We start from the raw sequence: 17,669 nt of genomic DNA, 5'->3' as shown, positions 1-17,669 counted from the left end.
GGCACTTCTTCGCCGTCCGCGGTGACCTCGCCGTCCTCGCCGTCCTCCAGCCGAAGTCGCTCTGCTCGCCCCGCAGCCTCCCGGCGAGCCCGGCACCATCCGGCGAGCCCGGCACCGCCCGGCGAACCCGGCACCGCCCGGCGAACCCGGCACCGCCCGGCGGGCCCGGCGCCGTCGGGGACCGGGAACCGTCCGTACCCCCGGGCGTCCGATGTGGGAGGCCGACGCTGCCGGACGGCCCGGAGCGCCCGCTCCGGCGCGCAGCATCCACCCGCCCTGCGGACGGCGACGGCGGACCCGCGCAATCACCCGCTCGCGCCCTGCTCCACCGCACCGGAACTCTTCACCGGCAACCGCTCGGTCACCTTCGGCCAGTACTTCACGATCGCGTCCTCCAGGCCCGGCAGCGCCCGCTGCCCGGCCAGCGCTAGCGTGATCGCCGCGGCCACGCCCGTCCAGGCGACCGGTCCCAGTGGGGTGCAGCCGAAGAGGCGGCTGACGCCCGGGGTCTGGACGAGGGCGATCAGGGCGGCGGCGGAGCCGAGGGAGGTGACCTGGACCAGGCGGCTGTCGCGGCGGTCGGCGAGGGTCTGGGCGAGCTGGGTGCCGACGACCGCGCACAGGGCCATGGTCGTCGAGCGGCGCTCCGTGCCCACCGTGAAGCGGCCCAGCAGCCAGGCCGCGGTCGCCCCCAGCGCCGTGGTCATCGCCCGGTGCCGGATCTGCCGGATGAGGGGCTCGCCCAGCACGGCCGTCCCGAGCGGCGCGCCCGCGTCGGCGGCCTCCTGCTCCGGGTCGCCGGTCTTCGTCACCGCGACCGCCATCGCCGGGAACAGGTCGGTGAAGAGGTTGACCAGCAGCATCTGGCGGGTGGACAGCGGGGCGGCACCGCCCAGCACCGTGCCGAGGATGCCGAAGCCGACCTCGCCCGCGTTGCCGCCGATCAGGATGGCGATGGCGTCGGCGACGCTGTGCCACAGCGCCCGGCCCTCCCGCACCGCCTCCACCAGGACCAGCAGGTCCTCGCCCGTGACCACCAGGTCGGCGGCGTTGCGGGCGGCGGCCGAACCGCGGGCGCTGATGCCGACGCCGATGTCGGCGGCCCGGATCGCGGCGGCGTCGTTGGCGCCGTCGCCGACCATGCCGACGACCCGTCCGGCGTCCCGCAGCGACTCGACGACCTGGAGCTTCTGCTCGGGCGCCACCCGGGCCACCACGTCCGCGTCGCGCAGCATCCGGGAGCGCGCGGTGCGGTCGGCGGCGGCGAGTTCGTCGCCGGTGACCACGACCGCGTCCTCGGGCCAGCCCAGGTCGACGGCGATGGCGTGCGCGGTCCGCGGGTGGTCGCCGGTCAGCACCACGGGCCGTACGCCCGCCTCGCGCAGCCCGCGCACCAGCGCCGGGGAGGTCTCGCGGGGCACGTCGGCCAGCGCGAGCAGTCCGGTGAACTCCAGCTTGGACGGCTGCCGTTCGAGGACGTCGGCCGCCTTCTCTCCCCTGGCCAGGGTCCGCCGCGCCACCGCGATGATGCGCAGTCCGTCGCCCGCCAGCCGCTGGGCCACCTCCAGGGCGTGCGCCGGCAGGTCGGCGCAGGCGGGCAGGACCGTCTCCGGGGCGCCCTTGACCACCAGCACGGCGGGGCCCGCCGCGCCCTCGCGTCCGACGGCGGCGGCGTAGCCGCGGGAGGTCTCGAAGGGCAGGCCCTCCTCCTGCGTCCAGTCGGGGTCCTCCCCCGCCGCGTCCAGGACGGCCTCGTCGGTGGCGTGCGTGGGCCGGGCGCCGTCGCCGTCCAGCCGGGGGCAGGCGCGCGCCGCGACCCGTACGGTGCCGGCGGTCTCCGCCTCGCCCACCCGGCGGACCGTGCCGTCGGTGCCCGCGACCCGCGACAGCCGCAGCCTGTTCTCGGTGAGGGTGCCCGTCTTGTCGAAGCAGACGGTGTCCATCCGGCCGAGCGCCTCCAGTGTGCGCGGGGTGCGCACCAGGACGCCCCGGCGGCTGAGCCGGCGGGCCGCCGCGAGCTGGGCCACCGTCGCCACCAGCGGCAGCCCCTCGGGCACGGCGGCCACCGCCACCGACACCCCACCGGCGACCGCCTGCCGGATCGGCGCCCCGCGCAGCAGCGAGAGCCCGGTGACCGCGGCCCCGCCCGCCAGGGTGAGCGGCAGCGCCTTGCGGGTCAGCTCCTGGAGCCTGGCCTGCACCCCGGCCGCCGACGGCGTACGGGCCGCCAGCGCGACCGCCCGCGCCGCCTCGGTGTGGTCGCCGGTGTCGACGACGACGGCGCGGGCCCGCCCGGCCACCACGGTCGTGCCCTCGAAGACCATGCAGTACCGCTCCGCCACGGGGGCGCGGGGCGCCGGGTCCACCGACTTGTCCACCGGCAGCGACTCACCGGTGAGCGCGGACTCGTCCACCTCCAGGCCGTCCTCCCACAGCAGCCGGGCGTCGGCGGGCACCACGTCGTCCGCCTTCAGCTCGATCACATGACCGGGGTGCAGCTTGGCCGCGTCCACGATCCGCGGCTCGCCCTCCGCGGCGGACCGCGCGCTGTCCGGCCCGAACTGCTCCTCGGTGACCCGGGCCTTCTGCTTCTGCTCCGCCAGCAGCCCGGACAGCGCCCGCTCGGCGCGCAGCCGCTGGAAGCCGCCGACCAGCGCGTTCAGGTCGAGGGCGCCGACGACGAGCAGGGCGTCGACGACCGACCCGAGGATCGCGGAGGCCGCCGAGCCGACCGCGAGGACCGGGGTGAGCGGGTCGTCCAGCTCTCCGCGCACGGCACGGGCCAGCTGCCACGACCAGCGGACCGGGGCCAGCACGGGCACCCGGCCCGCCCGGTCGGCGGCGGCGCGCACCCGGGCGGTGGCCTGCTCCACGGCGGTCGGCTCGGGTTCGCGCTCCCGCTCCAGCCGCTCCCGTACGTCGTCCGGGTCCAGTGCGTGCCAGGCCACCCGGGCGCGGGGGTGCGGGGCGCGGGCCGTCGCCACGCCGAGCGCTGCCCGGGATCCCGACAGCAGGGCCAGCGCCGCGCTCGCGTCCACCGGCGCGTGCCGCATCCCCAGCAGCGACGACACGCCGCCCCGGCTCCTGCCGCGCGCCTCGCCGACCGCCACCAGCAGTCCGGACAGCGCGGCCCCGGACCGGGCCAGGGTCTGCGACCGGCGCCCGACGGCACGCGCGACCGGCACCGCCCGCAGCACCCGCCACACGTCGGCGAGCCCCTGCGGGGCCAGCACGTCCGCGCCCCAGGCCACCGGGCAGTCGGCGTCCGCCAGGGCGACGGCCACGTCCCCGGCGAGCAGCCCGGCCGACACCGACCCGTCGTCGCCGGGCAGCGGCCGTACGACGGTGATGACGCCGCCCTCGGCGCGCAGTTCGGCCACGACGTCCGCGAGCGGGCGCCGGGCGCCGACGACCTGGTCGGCGAGGCCGGTGAAGTCGGCCAGCGCCGGGTCCTCGACCATGACCACGCGCAGTCCCGCGCGGCGCGCCGCGTCCAGCACGTCCTCGGTCCACGGGTCGGCGCCCGCGTCCGGCACCCGCAGCGCGCTGGGGTGCAGCACGACCGTGCGGGCCATCTCCAGCTGCCGCAGCCGCCCGGGATCGCGCACCAGCACGCCCGTGCGGGACAGCGCGGCGCTCAGTACGGCGTGGAAGGCGGCGGGTCCGTAGCGCGCGGCCTTGGGCGAACCGGCGAGCACCGCCTCGGCCGCCTCGGCCACGTCGTGCTTGACCAGCAGGGTCGCGGCGGCGCCCGCCACGCTCCCCGCCGAGGCGTGGGCGGCGTAGTCCTGGGCGGGCGAGGTGCGCGGCGGCGGACGCAGGGCGGGCGCGGCGGGCAGGCTGCCCCGGCCGGGGACGCACAGCTGGTCGTGCACGACCTCGAAGGCGGCCCCGCGCGCCACCGCCTCCGTCAACTGGCAGACGCGCAGCGCCCCGTCGAGCACCAGCGAGGTGGGGCTCTGCCCGGCGCCGTGGACGGCCGCGTTGGCGGCGGCCAGCGCGACGTCCATGCGGTGCTCGCCGAGCCGCTCGCCCAGCCAGGCGCGGAAGGCCGGGTTCTCGCGCAGCAGCGTCGCCACGGCGGTGACCAGGCGGGGCGAGGGGGGCAGCCGCAGCCGTGCGCCGGTCACGGCGGCGGCGATGCCCAGCACGTCCGCGCCGAGCGCGGTCGCCGCGACCCGCACCGGGGCCGGGTCTCCGGGGTGGTCCGGCTCGTCCACCGGGTCGTCCGAGGCGGCGGGGGCGGTCTGGTCCGCCCGGGTGAGTCCGTGGCGTTCGGCCAGTTCGGTGGCGTGGTCCACGACGCGGTCGGTGAGCGTGTCCTCGGTCGCGGTGACCACCAGTCTGGCGAGACCGGTGTCCCAGTAGGCGAGCAGGACGTCCGGGTGCTCGGCCAGGGCCGCCGCCACCCGCCGCGCCACCTGCTCCGTACCGCCCGCCCGGCGCACCTCGTCCGTCACGGCCGGCCGCAGGGCGAGGTGCGCCCGCGCCCCGGCCCGCCACTCCCGCGGTCCGCCGGGCAGTGCCGCGCGGGCCACCCGGGCCGCCCGGGCCGCGAAGTCGGCGCCGCGCACACCGGCCCGCGCGGTGCCCGCCGCCGCTCCGGCCGCGGCGCCCACGGCGGGCGCGGTGCCGCGCGCGAGCAGCCGGGGCCCGGCCAGGACCAGTCCCGTGACGGCGTCCTGGGAACGCGTCAGCAGTCCACCGACCATGGCGCTCCCTCAGCCGGACGTGCGGGTGCGCGACGCGGCGGCCGTCCTGCGTCCGCGGCCGCGGCTTCCGCCCGAGGCGGAGGGCCTGCTCGAAGACGCCTTGGTCCCCGACTGGCTCTTGGCCCGGGTGGGGGACGCGGTCTTCTTCGCGGAGGTCTTCTTCGCAGCCGACTTCTTCGCCGCGGACTCCTTCGCGGCGGACTCCTTCGCGGCGGACTTCTTCGCGGCGGCGGACTTGGCTGCCGTGGCCCTGCTTGCCGTGGCCCTGCTTGCCGTGGCCTTGCTTGCCGTGGACCTGGCTGCCGTGGCCTTGCTTGCCGTGGACCTGGCTGACGTGGCCTTGCTCGCCGAGGACTTGGCCGCGGTGGACTTGCTCGCCGTGGACTTGGCCGCCGTGGCCTTCTTGGCCCCGGTGATCCGCTTCGCCGCGGCCGTCCCGCCCGTGCCCGCCTTGGCCGTGCCCGTCTTGGCCGTGCCCGTCTTCGCCGTGGCCGCCCGGGCGGTGGTCTTCCGGGCCTGCGTCCGGTCGGCCCTGCTGTCCGCGGTGCCCCGGGCCTCCCCGGCGGCACCGGCCTTGCCCGCGCTCCCGTTCCGGTCCTGCCCGCGCGGCTGCGTCAGCCAGGCCACCGCCGCTCCGGTGGCCGCCACCGGCCACTCCACCAGCCCGGCGACGCCCAGCACCCCGGCGCCCGTGTAGACGAGCACGCGCCGCCCGCGCGGCGACACCGCCCCGATCCTGTCCAGCGCGCCCTCGGCGGCCCTGCCCACCGTCCCGGCACCCGGCACCTTCCGCACCGCCGAAGCGGCCGCGTGCAACGGCCGCGGGAGTGTCCGCGCCGACTTCTGCTCAGCCATGACTCTTCGTCCTCGCCCTGTCCGTGCTGTGGGAACCCCGGCGCCGGGCCGTGGAAACCCTGGGAACATCACCTTCCGCATATCTGCGGGTTCCCGCACTTCGGGCACTCACCCGGAGGAAGCCGGCCCGCGCTCCAGAGCGATCGCGTGCAGTTTCTCCAGCCGCTGACGGGACACCTCGTCGGCCGGTGCGTACGTCACCATCCGGGGCCCGGCCTCCGGTCCGAGCCACAGGTCGGTGTGGTCGAGGCGGATCCGCCCGACGTACCGGTTGAGGAACTCCTTGCGCTTGCTGCGGTGCGCGACGACCTCGTGCCGCTCCCAGACCTCGCGGAACTCCGGCGACTGGGTGCGCAGCCGCTTGAGGAGCATCTTCCAGGCGGGCTCGGCGAGATGACCGGCCATGGTCGCGCGGAACCGCGCCGCCATCAGCCGCTGGGTCTCCTCCAGGTGCACGATCGAGGCCCGCCAGTCCTCGTGGGTGAAGGAGAGGATCATGCAGTTGCGGTCCTCGGGCGGCACCGCCTCCAGGTCGCACAGCAGCAGCCCGTACGTCCGGTTGTGGGCGAGGATGTCGTACCGGCTGTTCTGCACACAGGCGGGGTACGGCTCGAACTGCTCCAGCAGGGCGCGCACCGCCGGGGTGATGGCCGGGCACACCCGCGCGGGCGTCGGGTCGACGGCCCCCGCCAGCTGGAAGAGGTGGGCACGCTCGGAGGGGTCGAGCAGCAGGGCGCGGGCGAGGGCGTCGAGGACCTGGACGGAGACCTGGATGTCCCGGGACTGCTCCAGCCAGGTGTACCAGGTGACGCCGACGGCCGAGAGCTGGGCGACCTCCTCGCGCCGCAGCCCCGGGGTCCGGCGCCGGCGTCCGCGGGGCAGCCCCACCTGCTCCGGCGCGATGCGCTCGCGGCGGCTGCGCAGGAAGGCGGCGAGTTCGTGCCGCCGGATCTCCGAGCCGGTGTCCCGGGGCGGCGACTGGACCGCCGTCTCCCGACCCGTCATCGTCGTCATGCCTCCAGGATGCCGCGCCGGGTAACCTGTTGCCAGGTACTGGTCCTACCAGGATAAGAAGACTCTGGTACCACCCTGGAAACGGTCGCAGGCTCGACCACGTGACCGAAACCATCACTTCACGTCCCGTCCGTACGGGCCCCTCGGGTACGGCCCCCTCGGCGTCACCCGCGCTCGGCGGCCTCGGACTCTTCACGGTGCTGCTGGGTGCGGCACTCCCGCTCGTCGACTTCTTCATCGTCAACGTCGCCCTGCCCACCATCGGCGCGGACCTGTCCGCGAGCGAGGCGGTCCTGGAACTCGTCGTCGCCGGGTACGGGGTGGCGTACGCCGTCCTGCTGGTCCTCGGGGGCCGGCTCGGCGACCTCTTCGGCCGGCGCCGCCTGTTCCTGGGCGGCATGGCGGCCTTCGGGCTGACCTCGCTGGCCTGCGGTCTCGCGCCGGACGCCTGGTCCCTGGTGGCGGCGCGGGCGGCGCAGGGCGCCTCGGCCGCCGCGATGCTGCCGCAGGTGCTGGCGACCATCCAGGCGACCACGGCCGGTCCCCGGCGCGCGAAGGCCATGGGCCTGTACGGGGCGACGGCCGGCCTGTCGATGGTGGCCGGCCAGATCCTGGGCGGCGTCCTGGTGGCGGCGGACATCGCGGGCACCGGCTGGCGTTCCGTCTTCCTGGTGAACGTCCCGGTCGTCCTCGTGGGCCTGTTCCTCGCCGCCCGCGCGGTCCCGGAGACCCGCTCCGCGCGTCCCGAGCCGGTGGACGTCCCCGGCACCTTCCTGCTGGCCGCCTCGATCCTGACCCTGCTGGTCCCGCTGACCGAGGGCCGGGCGGCGGGCTGGCCGCTGTGGACCTGGCTGTCGCTGGCGGCGTTCCCGTTCGCGGCGGCGGCGTTCTACGCGGTGGAGCGCCGGGCGGACCGCGCGGGCCGCACCCCGCTGGTCCCGCCGAGCCTGTTCGCGATCGTCTCGCTGCGCCGCGGCCTGCTGCTCATCGTGCCGTTCTCGATCGGCTTCAGCGGCTTCATGTTCGTCATCGCCGTGGCGTTGCAGCAGGGCGCGGGCCTGGGCCCGGTGGCCGCGGGCCTGGCGCTGGCCCCACTCGCGGTGGTGTTCTTCCTCTTCTCCCTCGCCGGCCCCCGCCTGGTCGCCCGCTACGGCACCCGCGTCGTGCCCGTCGGCGCCGTCCTCCAGGGGGTGGGCCTGGCCCTGATGACGCTGGCCGCGTGGCGTTCCTGGCCCGACCTGGGCCTGGTCGAACTGCTGCCGGGCGCGGTGGTCGCCGGCGCGGGCCAGGCGCTCCAACTCCCGGTGATCTTCCGGGTTGTCCTGTCGGAGGTGCCTGCCGTACGCGCCGGCGTGGGCAGCGGCGTCATGATCACCACCCAGCAGTCGTCCCTGGCCCTGGGCGTGGCCACCCTGGGCACGCTGTTCCTGTCGCTGATCCCGGGCATGGGCATGCGGGACGCCCTGGTGACGACGCTGCTGGTCCAGTTCGCCGGGGTGGTGCTGACCGGCCTGCTGAGCCTGCGCCTGCCCTGGACGATCGCCTGACACTCACTCAGTCCACACCCGCACTTGGTCCAGACCTCTTGACGAAAGGTCTGGACCAAACCACTGTCATGCCTACGACACAAGTCGACTCTCCCTCACCGATCCCCCACCGGGAGGCCCGGCATGATCCGCCGCACGTTCCGTCTACTGGCCGCCGCACTGGCGGGCACCGTTCTGGTCCCCCTGGGCGCGGCCACCGCGTCCGCCGCCCCCACCGGCACCGCCCCGGCCCCGGCCGCCGACACCTGCGCCGTGAAGTCCAAGCCCGCGGGCAAGGTCCTCCAGGGCTACTGGGAGAACTGGGACGGCGCCGCCAACGGCGTCCACCCGCCCTTCGGCTGGACCCCCGTCACCAACCCCCAGATCGCCGCCCACGGCTACAACGTCCTGAACGCGGCCTTCCCGGTCATCCGCTCCGACGGGACGGCCCTGTGGGAGGACGGCATGGACGCGGGCGTGAAGGTGGCGACGCCCGCCGAGATGTGCGCGGCCAAGGCGTCCGGGCAGACGCTGCTGCTCTCCATCGGCGGCGCGGCGGCCGGCATCGACCTCAACTCGACGGCGGTCGCGGACCGTTTCGTCGACACGATCGTGCCGATCCTGAAGAAGTACAACTTCGACGGCATCGACATCGACATCGAGACCGGCCTGACCGGCAGCGGCAACGTCAACCAGCTCTCCACGTCCCAGTCCAACCTGGTCCGGATCATCGACGGCGTCCTGGCCCGCATGCCCTCGAACTTCGGCCTCACGATGGCTCCGGAGACGGCGTACGTCACCGGCGGCAGCATCGTCTACGGCTCGATCTGGGGCGCGTACCTGCCGATCGTCAAGAAGTACGCGGACAACGGCCGCCTGTGGTGGCTGAACATGCAGTACTACAACGGCAGCATGTACGGCTGTTCCGGCGACTCCTACGCGGCCGGCACCGTGCAGGGCTTCACCGCCCAGACCGACTGCCTGAACAAGGGCCTGGTCGTCCAGGGCACGACGATCAAGGTGCCCTACGACAAGCAGGTCCCGGGCCTGCCCGCCCAGCCCGGCGCGGGCGGCGGCCACATGTCCCCGTCCCTGGTCTCCCAGGCCTGGAACCACTACAACGGCGCCCTCAAGGGCCTGATGACCTGGTCCCTCAACTGGGACGGCTCGAAGAACTGGACCTTCGGCGACAACGTGAAGTCCCTGCAGGGCCGCTGAGCCGGGAGGGGCGAGCCGGGAAGCCCGAACCGAGCCCCCGGGGCCCCGGGCCCCCGAAACCCGAAACGCCCACCCCCCTCCCGACCGAGTCGGGTGGGGGTGGGCACAGGCCGGGGTCCAGGGGGCGGAGCCCCCTGGTACAGCAACCGGAACGGACGTTCAGCAGCCAACCAGCCGAGACGCGAGGTACCCCTCGATCTGGTCCAGCGACACGCGCTCCTGCTTCATCGTGTCCCGCTCCCGCACGGTCACCGCGTTGTCGTCCAGCGTGTCGAAGTCCACGGTCACACAGAACGGCGTGCCGATCTCGTCCTGACGCCGGTACCGCCGCCCGATCGCGCCCGCGTCGTCGAACTCGATGTTCCAGTTCTGCCGCAGCGCCTGCGCGAGCCCCTTCGCCTTCGGCGACAGCTCCGGGTTGCGGGACAGCGGCAGCACGGCGACCTTCACCGGCGACAGCCGCGGGTCGAGGCGCAGCACCGTGCGCTTCTCCAGCTTGCCCTTGGCGTTCGGCGCCTCGTCCTCGATGTACGCGTCGAGCAGGAAGGCGAGCATCGCCCGACCGACACCGGCCGCCGGCTCGATGACGTACGGCGTCCAGCGCTCCTGGGCCTCCTGGTCGTAGTAGGAGAGGTCCTGGCCGGAGGCCTTGGCGTGCGAGGAGAGGTCGTAGTCGGTCCGGTTGGCGACACCCTCCAGCTCGCCCCACTCGCTGCCGCCGAAGGAGAAGCGGTACTCGATGTCGGCGGTGCGCTTGGAGTAGTGGGAGAGCTTCTCGGCCGGGTGCTCGTACCAGCGCATGTTCTCCTCGCGGAGACCGAGGCCGGTGTACCAGTTCCAGCGCTGCTCCATCCAGTACTCCTGCCACTTCTCGTCCTCGCCCGGCTTGACGAAGAACTCCATCTCCATCTGCTCGAACTCGCGGGTGCGGAAGATGAAGTTGCCGGGCGTGATCTCGTTGCGGAAGGACTTGCCCATCTGGGCGATACCGAACGGCGGCTTGCGGCGCGAAGTGGTCTGCACCTGGGCGAAGTTGGTGAAGATGCCCTGGGCGGTCTCGGGCCGCAGGTAGGCGACGGAGCCGCTGTCCTGGGTCGGGCCGAGGTGGGTGGAGAGCAGACCGGAGAACTGCTTGGGCTCGGTGAAGGTGCCCTTGTTGCCGCAGTTGGGGCAGTTGAGGTCGGCGAGGCCGTTCTCCGGGGCGTGCCCCTTCTTCTCCTCGTACGCCTCCTCCAGGTGGTCCGCGCGGAACCGCTTGTGGCAGGAGGTGCACTCGGTCAGCGGGTCGGTGAAGGTGGCGACGTGACCGGACGCCACCCAGACCTCGGGAGCCAGGATCACGGAGGAGTCGAGACCGACGACGTCCTCGCGCGAGGTGACCATGTAGCGCCACCACTGGCGCTTGAGGTTCTCCTTGAGCTCGACACCCAGCGGCCCGTAGTCCCAGGCGGCGCGCTGACCGCCGTAGATCTCACTGCAGGGGAATACGAAGCCACGGCGCTTGCTCAGGCTGACGATGGTGTCGATCTTGTCGGCGGCCACGGTGCTCTCTTCATTACGACGACGGTGACTGACTGGTGCGGCGCGAAGCGCCTCGATGAGGGGGGTGGTGGTCGGGGGACGGACGGGCGAAGCGAGGTGCTTCCAGAGAATGCTTCAGGTTACCGGCGTGGGCCGCCCCACGGCCAAATCGGGGCCTCCCATCTGCGGAATCACCCGCTTGTTGACAACGGTTTCCATATTTGTTGAAAATGAGTGTCATGAACGCACGACGACGCCGCATATCCGGCATAGCAGTCACCGCGGCCACCGCGCTCGGCCTGGGGACCCTCTCCGCCTGCTCCAGCGACAGCTCGGCGGCGGGCACCGCGGGCAATACGGACAAGTTCGACGTCGTCGCGTCGTTCTACCCCATGGAGTACCTGGCCGAGCAGATCGGCGGGGACCACGTGAACGTCACCACGCTCACCGAGCCCGGCCAGGAGCCGCACGACCTGGAGCTGAGCGCCCGGCAGACGGCCGGGATGGGCGAGGCCGACGCGGTGCTCTACCTCAAGTCCCTCCAGCCCGCCGTGGACAAGGCCGTCGACCAGTCCGGCGTGAAGACCAAGATCGACGCCGCCACGCTGACGAAGCTCGAGGACCACGGGGACGTGGAGCACGACCACGGCGGCGAGGAGCACGCCGACGAGCACGCCGAGGAGGAGCACTCCGAGGGCGGTGGGCACGCGCTCGACCCGCACGTCTGGCTGGACCCCGTGAAGTACGCCGAGATCGCCCAGGGCGTCGCCCGGGCCTTCGAGAAGGCCGACCCGGACCACGCCGACGACTACCGCGAGAACGCCGAGGCGCTGGCGAAGAAGCTGAGCGGCCTGGACACGGCGTTCAAGAACGGCCTGGCGAAGACCGGCAGCAAGGTCTTCTTCACCAACCACGCCGCCTTCGGCTACCTCGCCGAGCGCTACGGACTCACCCAGGAGGCCATCAACGGCCTCGACCCGGAGAGCGAGCCCAGCCCCGCCCGGATCAAGGAGCTCCAGGAGGAGGCCAGGGCCGACGGCGTCACCACCGTCTTCTACGAGACACTGGTGTCCGACAAGACCGCGAAGACCCTCGCCAAGGACGCGGGCCTGAAGACGGACGTCCTCGATCCGCTGGAGGGCATCACCGACAAGTCCAGGGGCGAGGACTACGTCGGGGTCATGGAGGCCAACCTCAAGGCGCTCGAAACCGCCCTCGGCGCCAAGTAAGCAGTACCACCCGGCAGTTCGATCGTTACGGAGGACATCGTGAGCGACGAGTCCGTCATATCCCTGCGCGGCGTGCGCGCCGAGCTGGGCTCGCGCCCCGTCCTGCGCGGCATCGACCTCACCGTGCGGCGCGGCCAGGTGGTCGCGCTGCTCGGCGCCAACGGCTCGGGCAAGTCCACGGCCGTGCGCACGGTCATCGGCCAGGTGCCGGTGTCCGCCGGGGAGATCGAGCTGTTCGGCACCCCGAGGCGCCGCTTCCGCGACTGGGCCCGGGTGGGCTACGTCCCGCAGCGCACCACCGCCGCGGGCGGCGTCCCCGCCACGGTGACCGAGGTGGTCGCCTCGGGCCGGCTCTCCCGCGCCCGCTTCGGCGTCCTGCGCAAGGCCGACCACGAGGCCGTACGCCGCGCCCTGGACCTGGTCGGCATGGCGGACCGCGCCAGGGACTCGGTGAACGCCCTCTCCGGCGGCCAGCACCAGCGCGTGCTGATCGCCCGCGCGCTCGCCGCCGAGCCCGAACTGCTGATCATGGACGAGCCGATGGCGGGCGTCGACCTGGCCAGCCAGGAGGTCCTGGCGGCGACCCTGCGGGGGCAGGTCGCGGCCGGCGCCACCGTCCTCCTCGTCCTGCACGAGCTGGGCCCGCTGGAGCCCCTGATCGACCGGGCGGTGGTGCTCCGCGAAGGCTGCGTCCTGCACGACGGCCCGCCGCCCGAGGCGGTCGGCCAGCACGCCCTGCCCGGCCACGACCACGTCCACCCGCACGCACCCGCCGGCGCCGAACCGATCCGCACCGGCCTGCTGAGCTGAGAAGGCGACGACCATGGAAATCCTGAACTACGCCTTCATGCAGCGGGCCCTGCTCGCCGCCGTCCTGGTCGGCATCACCGCCCCCGCCATCGGCATCTACCTGGTCCAGCGCCGCCAGGCCCTCATGGGCGACGGCATCGGCCACGTGGCGATGACCGGCGTCGGCCTCGGCTTCCTGCTCTCCTGGTCCCCGGTGTGGATGGCGACCGTGGTCTCCGTCCTCGGCGCGGTCCTCATGGAGCTGATCCGCTGGTACGGCAGGACCCGGGGCGACATCGCCCTCGCCATGCTCTTCTACGGCGGCATGGCGGGCGGCGTGATGTTCATCAACCTCTCGCCGGGCGGCTCCAACGCCAACCTCACCTCGTACCTCTTCGGCTCCCTGTCGACCGTCTCCGAGTCCGACGTGACCGCGATCTGCCTGCTGGCCGCCTTCGTCGTCCTCGTCACCGTCGGCCTGCGCCGCCAGCTGTTCGCCGTCAGCCAGGACGAGGAGTTCGCCCGGGTCACCGGGCTGCCGGTGCGCGCGCTGAACCTGCTGACGGCCGTCACGGCGGCGGTCACGGTGACGGTCGCGATGCGCGTGGTCGGGCTGCTGCTGGTGTCGGCGCTGATGGTGGTCCCGGTGGCCGCCGCGCAGCAGCTCACCCGCAGCTTCGCCGCCACCTTCGCGATCTCCGTCGCGCTCGGCGTGAGCGTGACCATCGGCGGCACGGTCACCTCGTACTACCAGGACGTGCCGCCCGGCGCGACGATCGTGCTGCTCACCATCGGCGCGTTCATCCTGCTGAGCGTGCTGGCCGCCCCGCTGGCCCGGCGACGCGCGCGGGCGCTCGCCGCCGCGCAGTCCACCGCGGATCCGGCGGAGTGCAAGATTCCGGCCACCAGGGGGGTCGCCGACGAGGTCGGCGTCTGACCGCGGGCGAACCGGGCTGGCACAATGGCCCGGCAAGCCGCGAAGACGTGAGGAGGAACCAGTGACCACCGCTGGACCGCCCGTGAAGGGCCGCGCCACCCGGCAGCGGGCTGCCGTGTCGGCCGCCCTTCAGGAGGTCGAGGAGTTCCGCAGCGCGCAGGAACTTCACGACATGCTCAAGCACAAGGGCGACGCGGTCGGGCTCACCACGGTCTACCGCACCCTTCAGTCCCTCGCCGACGCCGGCGAGGTCGACGTCCTGCGCACCGCCGAGGGCGAGTCCGTCTACCGGCGCTGCTCCACCGGCGACCACCACCACCACCTGGTCTGCCGCGCCTGCGGCAAGGCGGTCGAGGTGGAGGGCCCCGCGGTCGAGAAGTGGGCCGAGGCCATCGCCGCGGAGCACGGCTACGTCAACGTGGCGCACACGGTGGAGATCTTCGGCACCTGCGCCGACTGCGCGGAGGCCTGCAGCGGCTGAGCGGGATGGGGCCGGGACGGCGCCCCGGGCCCCTGTACCGGCCTGAACGGCCTCGCCCTCGAACTCCCCCGGAGGGGATGCTCCCGGACGGGCTGATGTCGCCGCCCGGGGCTTACTGGATACTGCGGCCCTCCATGGCCAGGAGCTCCTCGTTGGGGATGGCGCCGCCGAAGCGGCGGTCGCGGGAGGCGAACTCCAGGCACGCCCGCCACAGGTCGCGCCGGTCGAAGTCGGGCCACAGCACGTCCTGGAAGACCATCTCGGCGTACGCGCTCTGCCAGATCAGGTAGTTCGACGTCCGCTGCTCCCCGCTCGGCCGCAGGAACAGGTCCACGTCCGGCATGTCCGGGTAGTACAGGTACTTCGCGAGCGTCTTCTCGTTCACCTTCGACGGGTCGAGCTTCCCGGCCCGCACGTCCTCGGCGAGCGCCTGCGCCGCGTCGGCGATCTCGGCCCGCCCGCCGTAGTTCATGCAGAAGTACAGCGTGAGCCGGTCGTTGTCCTTGGTCTGCTCCTGTGCGACCTGGAGCTCCTTGGCCACCGACTTCCACAGTCTGGGCATCCGCCCCGCCCAGCGCACCCGCACCCCCAGCTCGTCGAGGGTGTCGCGGGACTTGCGGATGAAGTCGCGGTTGAAGTTCATCAGGAAGCGCACCTCGTCCGGCGAGCGCTTCCAGTTCTCGGTGGAGAAGGCGTACAGCGAGATGTTCGCCACGCCCATCTCGATCCCGCCCTGCAACACGTCCATGACCTGCTCGGCACCGACCTTGTGCCCCTCGGTGCGCGGCAGCCCGCGCTCCTTGGCCCAGCGGCCGTTGCCGTCCATGACGATCGCCACGTGCTCCGGGACCAGCTCGCCGAGCTTGGGGGGCCGCGCTCCGGACGGGTGCGGCTCCGGCGTCCTGTACTCCCGGCTCTGCCGCCCCAGGATCCCGCGTACGGCCATCTCAGTTCTCTCCTACTTCTCGACGTACCGCAGGGAGCGCAGTCCCCGCTCAAGGTGCCAGTGCAGATAGGCGGAGACCAGTCCGCTCCCCTCCCGCACGTACCGCGGCTCGGCCGCGTCCGCCGTGCCCCAGTCTCCCGCAAGCAGCGCCCCGAGCAGTTCCAGGGCCTGCGGCGAGGGTACGACGCTGCCGGGCACCCGGCAGTCGACGCAGACGGAGCCGCCGGAGCCCACCGAGAAGAACCGGTTCGGACCGGGCAGGCCGCACTTCGCGCAGTCCCCGAAGGTCGGGGCGTACCCGTTCACGGCGAGGGAGCGCAGCAGGAACGCGTCGAGCACCAGGTTCGGCGCGTGCTCGCCCCGGGCGAGGGTCCTGAGCGCGCCGACCAGCAGCAGGTACTGCTGCACCGCGGGCTCGCCCTCGTGGTCGGTGAAGCGCTCGGCCGTCTCCAGCATGGCGGTCCCCGCGGTGTACCGCGCGTAGTCGGTGACGATCCCGCCACCGTAGGGCGCGATCGTCTCGCTCTGCGTGCACAGCGGCAGCCCGCGCCCGACCAGCTCGCTGTTCTTCGAGAAGAACTGCACGTCCACGTGGGAGAACGGCTCCAGCCGGGCGCCGAACTTCGACTTCGTGCGCCGCACCCCGCGGGCCACGGCGCGTACACGCCCGTGACCGCGCGTGAGCAACGTGATGATCCGGTCCGCCTCACCCAGCTTCTGGGTGCGCAGCACGATGCCGTCGTCGCGGAACAGACTCATGCCGCCCATTCTCGCGCATGCCTTCAAGGCACCTCGCCACGGCTTCGGGCGTTGGTGTAGGCCGTCGCCGCGCTGAGCCGCTCCGACGCGGTGGCGTGGCGTACGTCACCCGGCTCGGCGTCCCACTCCCGCCCTCCGCCGTACGGCCGCATCTGCACGTACGGCCCCTCGTGCCCCATGACGATCCCGACCCGGCCACTGCGGGTGTCCACGGCGTAGACCCCCACGGGCGGCGTCGTCGTCATCGCAGCACCGCCGCGAGGCGCCGCGCGGTCTCCACGGAACACCGGCCCAATTCGACGAGCGGACAGGGCGCCTCCCGCGCGAGACTCACCGGGTCGAGCCCGAGCGAGGGCAGGGTAATTCCCGCCTCCGCGAGCGCCGCGCGCAATTCTTTCACCGTGTCCTCCGCTCCTTCGACGCAGACCGCCGAGTGCCGTACCTCCACCGTTTCCCCTTCCCTTTACGGTTTCACTCTTCGTGTCCCCAGAATGCCGCGATGTGCCTACACTCGACAGGAGTAGATGCACTACAAGTGCGGGTCAGCGCATGGGGGTTGGTTATGGCCAATGGTTCACGGCAGGCCGCGTGGGAGTTCTTCGGAACAGAACTCAAACGTCGACGGGAGGACGCCGGAATCACACAAGTGGAGCTGGGGGCACGGGTATTCGTCTCCGGTGGCTACATTGGTCAGTTCGAACAGGCAATTCGGAAACCACAGTTGGACGTGGCTCAGCGGATCGACGAGGCGCTACAAACCGACGGTATTTTCGAGCGCCTGTGCAGGAAGCTGATTGATGACCCCCGGTATGCGGATTACTTCGCCGGGGTGGTCGAGCTGGAGCGACTGGCCACGCGGATCTGCGAGTTCGCCCCGACGGTCGTGCCGGGCCTGCTCCAGACCGCGGACTACGCCCGCGCGGTCACGATCGCCGCGAATCCCTTCAAGCCGGACTCCTACGTGGAGGAGATCGTCGCGGCCCGCCTGGAGCGGTCGCTGATCCTGGACGACGCTACACGGCCCGAGTATTGGGTGACGCTGCACGAGAACGTGCTGAGGATCCCGGTGGGCGGCCCGCAGGCGATGGCGGCACAGCTGGAGCACGTGGCGCGGCTGATGCGGGAGCGTGCGGCGGTGGTGACGGTGCTGCCGTTCGAGGCGGGGGCGCATGCGGCCATGAACGGATCTTTGAAGCTGATGGAGTTCGAGGACGCGCCACAGGTCGCCTATACAGAGACGTCGTTTTCGGGAACCCTGGTCGACGCTCCGACCGTGGTGAAGCGGGCGCAGCGCGCATACGATCTGCTCAGGGTCGCCGCGCTGTCGCCGGAGGCGTCCCTGGCCCTGATCGACTCGGCGGCGGAGGACTTCAGACGATGCGCGAGTTCGACCTGAGCAACGCCCACTGGGCGAAGAGCAGCTACAGCAACGGCCAAGGCGGCGACTGCGTCGAGGCCGCGCGAGACTTCCCCGGGGCCGCCCGCTGGCGCAAGAGCACGTACAGCAACGGCGAGGGCGGCGACTGCCTCGAAGTCGCCGACGGAGTCCCCGGCGTCGTCCCCGTGCGGGACAGCAAGGTGGACGGCGGTCCCGTGGTCGTCGTCGGATCGGCGGCCTGGGAGGTCTTCGTCAGGGGTCTGGTGGGGTAAACCCCAGGATCTTTCAGGCTGTTGCCCGGATG

General features: G+C 72.9%; 16 protein-coding genes. 8 read left to right on the top strand and 8 right to left on the bottom strand.

All coding sequences use genetic code 11. The features are described 5' to 3' along the window. Window positions 1-305 precede the first annotated feature (305 nt). The 3 genes from IE94_RS0109560 to IE94_RS0109550 form a co-directional block, all read right to left on the bottom strand. On the bottom strand, window positions 306-4,712 hold the full coding sequence (locus IE94_RS0109560; RefSeq protein WP_051777387.1) for a cation-translocating P-type ATPase: 4,407 nt from the start codon (window positions 4,710-4,712) through the stop codon (window positions 306-308). 9 nt (window positions 4,713-4,721) lie between these two features. After that, on the bottom strand, window positions 4,722-5,567 hold the full coding sequence (locus IE94_RS41705; protein ID WP_209441052.1) for a hypothetical protein: 846 nt from the start codon (window positions 5,565-5,567) through the stop codon (window positions 4,722-4,724). A 108-nt stretch (window positions 5,568-5,675) separates the two neighbouring features. Next, window positions 5,676-6,572: an MmyB family transcriptional regulator gene (locus tag IE94_RS0109550; RefSeq protein WP_037922244.1), complete on the bottom strand. Its 897-nt coding sequence runs from the start codon at window positions 6,570-6,572 to the stop codon at window positions 5,676-5,678. Window positions 6,573-6,682: 110 nt separating this feature from the next. Here IE94_RS0109550 and IE94_RS0109545 point away from each other — a divergent pair, with 110 nt between their 5' ends. After that, on the top strand, window positions 6,683-8,128 hold the full coding sequence (locus IE94_RS0109545) for an MFS transporter (protein WP_030181063.1): 1,446 nt from the start codon (window positions 6,683-6,685) through the stop codon (window positions 8,126-8,128). 123 nt (window positions 8,129-8,251) lie between these two features. Continuing rightward, complete coding sequence (locus IE94_RS0109540) at window positions 8,252-9,325, top strand: chitinase (protein ID WP_030181061.1); 1,074 nt, start codon at window positions 8,252-8,254, stop codon at window positions 9,323-9,325. A 159-nt stretch (window positions 9,326-9,484) separates the two neighbouring features. Here the strand turns inward: IE94_RS0109540 and IE94_RS0109535 are convergent, their stop codons facing one another. Then, window positions 9,485-10,867 (bottom strand): glycine--tRNA ligase, encoded by a 1,383-nt coding sequence (locus IE94_RS0109535; RefSeq protein ID WP_003976298.1) that lies wholly within the window; start codon window positions 10,865-10,867, stop codon window positions 9,485-9,487. 218 nt (window positions 10,868-11,085) lie between these two features. On the opposite strand from IE94_RS0109535, the gene IE94_RS0109530 reads away from it, so the two are divergent. The 4 genes from IE94_RS0109530 (at window position 11,086) to IE94_RS0109515 (ending at window position 14,282) form a co-directional block, all read left to right on the top strand. Next, on the top strand, window positions 11,086-12,075 hold the full coding sequence (locus IE94_RS0109530; protein ID WP_030181057.1) for a zinc ABC transporter substrate-binding protein: 990 nt from the start codon (window positions 11,086-11,088) through the stop codon (window positions 12,073-12,075). Window positions 12,076-12,114: 39 nt separating this feature from the next. Continuing rightward, a complete protein-coding gene (locus IE94_RS0109525) occupies window positions 12,115-12,885 on the top strand; it encodes a metal ABC transporter ATP-binding protein (RefSeq protein ID WP_030181056.1) in 771 nt (256 codons plus the stop codon). A 13-nt stretch (window positions 12,886-12,898) separates the two neighbouring features. Beyond that, complete coding sequence (locus IE94_RS0109520) at window positions 12,899-13,801, top strand: metal ABC transporter permease (RefSeq protein ID WP_030181053.1); 903 nt, start codon at window positions 12,899-12,901, stop codon at window positions 13,799-13,801. Window positions 13,802-13,862: 61 nt separating this feature from the next. Next, window positions 13,863-14,282: a Fur family transcriptional regulator gene (locus IE94_RS0109515; protein WP_030181050.1), complete on the top strand. Its 420-nt coding sequence runs from the start codon at window positions 13,863-13,865 to the stop codon at window positions 14,280-14,282. A gap of 112 nt (window positions 14,283-14,394) precedes the next feature. Here the strand turns inward: IE94_RS0109515 and IE94_RS0109510 are convergent, their stop codons facing one another. The 4 genes from IE94_RS0109510 to IE94_RS0109495 are packed head-to-tail and all read right to left on the bottom strand — an operon-like array spanning window position 14,395 to window position 16,435. Next, the gene (locus IE94_RS0109510; RefSeq protein ID WP_030181048.1) at window positions 14,395-15,228 is read right to left on the bottom strand and encodes an isoprenyl transferase; all 834 of its coding nucleotides are present in this window, start codon (window positions 15,226-15,228) and stop codon (window positions 14,395-14,397) included. Between the two features lie 12 nt (window positions 15,229-15,240). Then, window positions 15,241-15,987, bottom strand: coding sequence for a DNA repair protein RecO (gene recO, locus IE94_RS0109505; protein ID WP_030181046.1), 747 nt, complete (start codon window positions 15,985-15,987; stop codon window positions 15,241-15,243). Window positions 15,988-16,010: 23 nt separating this feature from the next. Next, on the bottom strand, window positions 16,011-16,232 hold the full coding sequence (locus tag IE94_RS0109500; RefSeq protein WP_030181043.1) for a hypothetical protein: 222 nt from the start codon (window positions 16,230-16,232) through the stop codon (window positions 16,011-16,013). Continuing rightward, window positions 16,229-16,435, bottom strand: coding sequence for a hypothetical protein (locus IE94_RS0109495; protein ID WP_030181040.1), 207 nt, complete (start codon window positions 16,433-16,435; stop codon window positions 16,229-16,231). The genes IE94_RS0109500 and IE94_RS0109495 overlap by 4 nt, the downstream gene beginning before the upstream one ends. 114 nt (window positions 16,436-16,549) lie before the next feature. Here IE94_RS0109495 and IE94_RS0109490 point away from each other — a divergent pair, with 114 nt between their 5' ends. Together IE94_RS0109490 and IE94_RS0109485 are read left to right on the top strand one after the other, a co-directional pair. Continuing rightward, complete coding sequence (locus IE94_RS0109490; RefSeq protein WP_030181038.1) at window positions 16,550-17,383, top strand: helix-turn-helix domain-containing protein; 834 nt, start codon at window positions 16,550-16,552, stop codon at window positions 17,381-17,383. Next, complete coding sequence (locus IE94_RS0109485) at window positions 17,365-17,637, top strand: DUF397 domain-containing protein (RefSeq protein ID WP_030181035.1); 273 nt, start codon at window positions 17,365-17,367, stop codon at window positions 17,635-17,637. Before IE94_RS0109490 ends, IE94_RS0109485 begins: the two co-directional genes overlap by 19 nt. Window positions 17,638-17,669 lie beyond the last annotated feature (32 nt).

Origin of the sequence: Streptomyces violaceorubidus (genome assembly GCF_000717995.1) — a bacterium.
Lineage (GTDB): Bacteria > Actinomycetota > Actinomycetes > Streptomycetales > Streptomycetaceae > Streptomyces > Streptomyces violaceorubidus.
This window is presented reverse-complemented; position numbering and strand designations above follow the sequence as displayed.

Excerpts from the sequence above, each read along its gene's own strand:
- IE94_RS0109560 (WP_051777387.1), bottom strand. The coding sequence starts at position 4,712 with ATGGTCGGTGGACTGCTGACGCGTTCCCAGGACGCCGTCACGGGACTG.
- IE94_RS41705 (WP_209441052.1), bottom strand. The coding sequence starts at position 5,567 with ATGGCTGAGCAGAAGTCGGCGCGGACACTCCCGCGGCCGTTGCACGCG.
- IE94_RS0109550 (WP_037922244.1), bottom strand. The coding sequence starts at position 6,572 with ATGACGGGTCGGGAGACGGCGGTCCAGTCGCCGCCCCGGGACACCGGC.
- IE94_RS0109540 (WP_030181061.1), top strand. The coding sequence starts at position 8,252 with ATGATCCGCCGCACGTTCCGTCTACTGGCCGCCGCACTGGCGGGCACC.
- IE94_RS0109530 (WP_030181057.1), top strand. The coding sequence starts at position 11,086 with ATGAACGCACGACGACGCCGCATATCCGGCATAGCAGTCACCGCGGCC.
- IE94_RS0109520 (WP_030181053.1), top strand. The coding sequence starts at position 12,899 with ATGGAAATCCTGAACTACGCCTTCATGCAGCGGGCCCTGCTCGCCGCC.
- IE94_RS0109510 (WP_030181048.1), bottom strand. The coding sequence starts at position 15,228 with ATGGCCGTACGCGGGATCCTGGGGCGGCAGAGCCGGGAGTACAGGACG.
- recO (WP_030181046.1), bottom strand. The coding sequence starts at position 15,987 with ATGAGTCTGTTCCGCGACGACGGCATCGTGCTGCGCACCCAGAAGCTG.
- IE94_RS0109500 (WP_030181043.1), bottom strand. The coding sequence starts at position 16,232 with ATGACGACGACGCCGCCCGTGGGGGTCTACGCCGTGGACACCCGCAGT.
- IE94_RS0109490 (WP_030181038.1), top strand. The coding sequence starts at position 16,550 with ATGGCCAATGGTTCACGGCAGGCCGCGTGGGAGTTCTTCGGAACAGAA.
- IE94_RS0109485 (WP_030181035.1), top strand. The coding sequence starts at position 17,365 with ATGCGCGAGTTCGACCTGAGCAACGCCCACTGGGCGAAGAGCAGCTAC.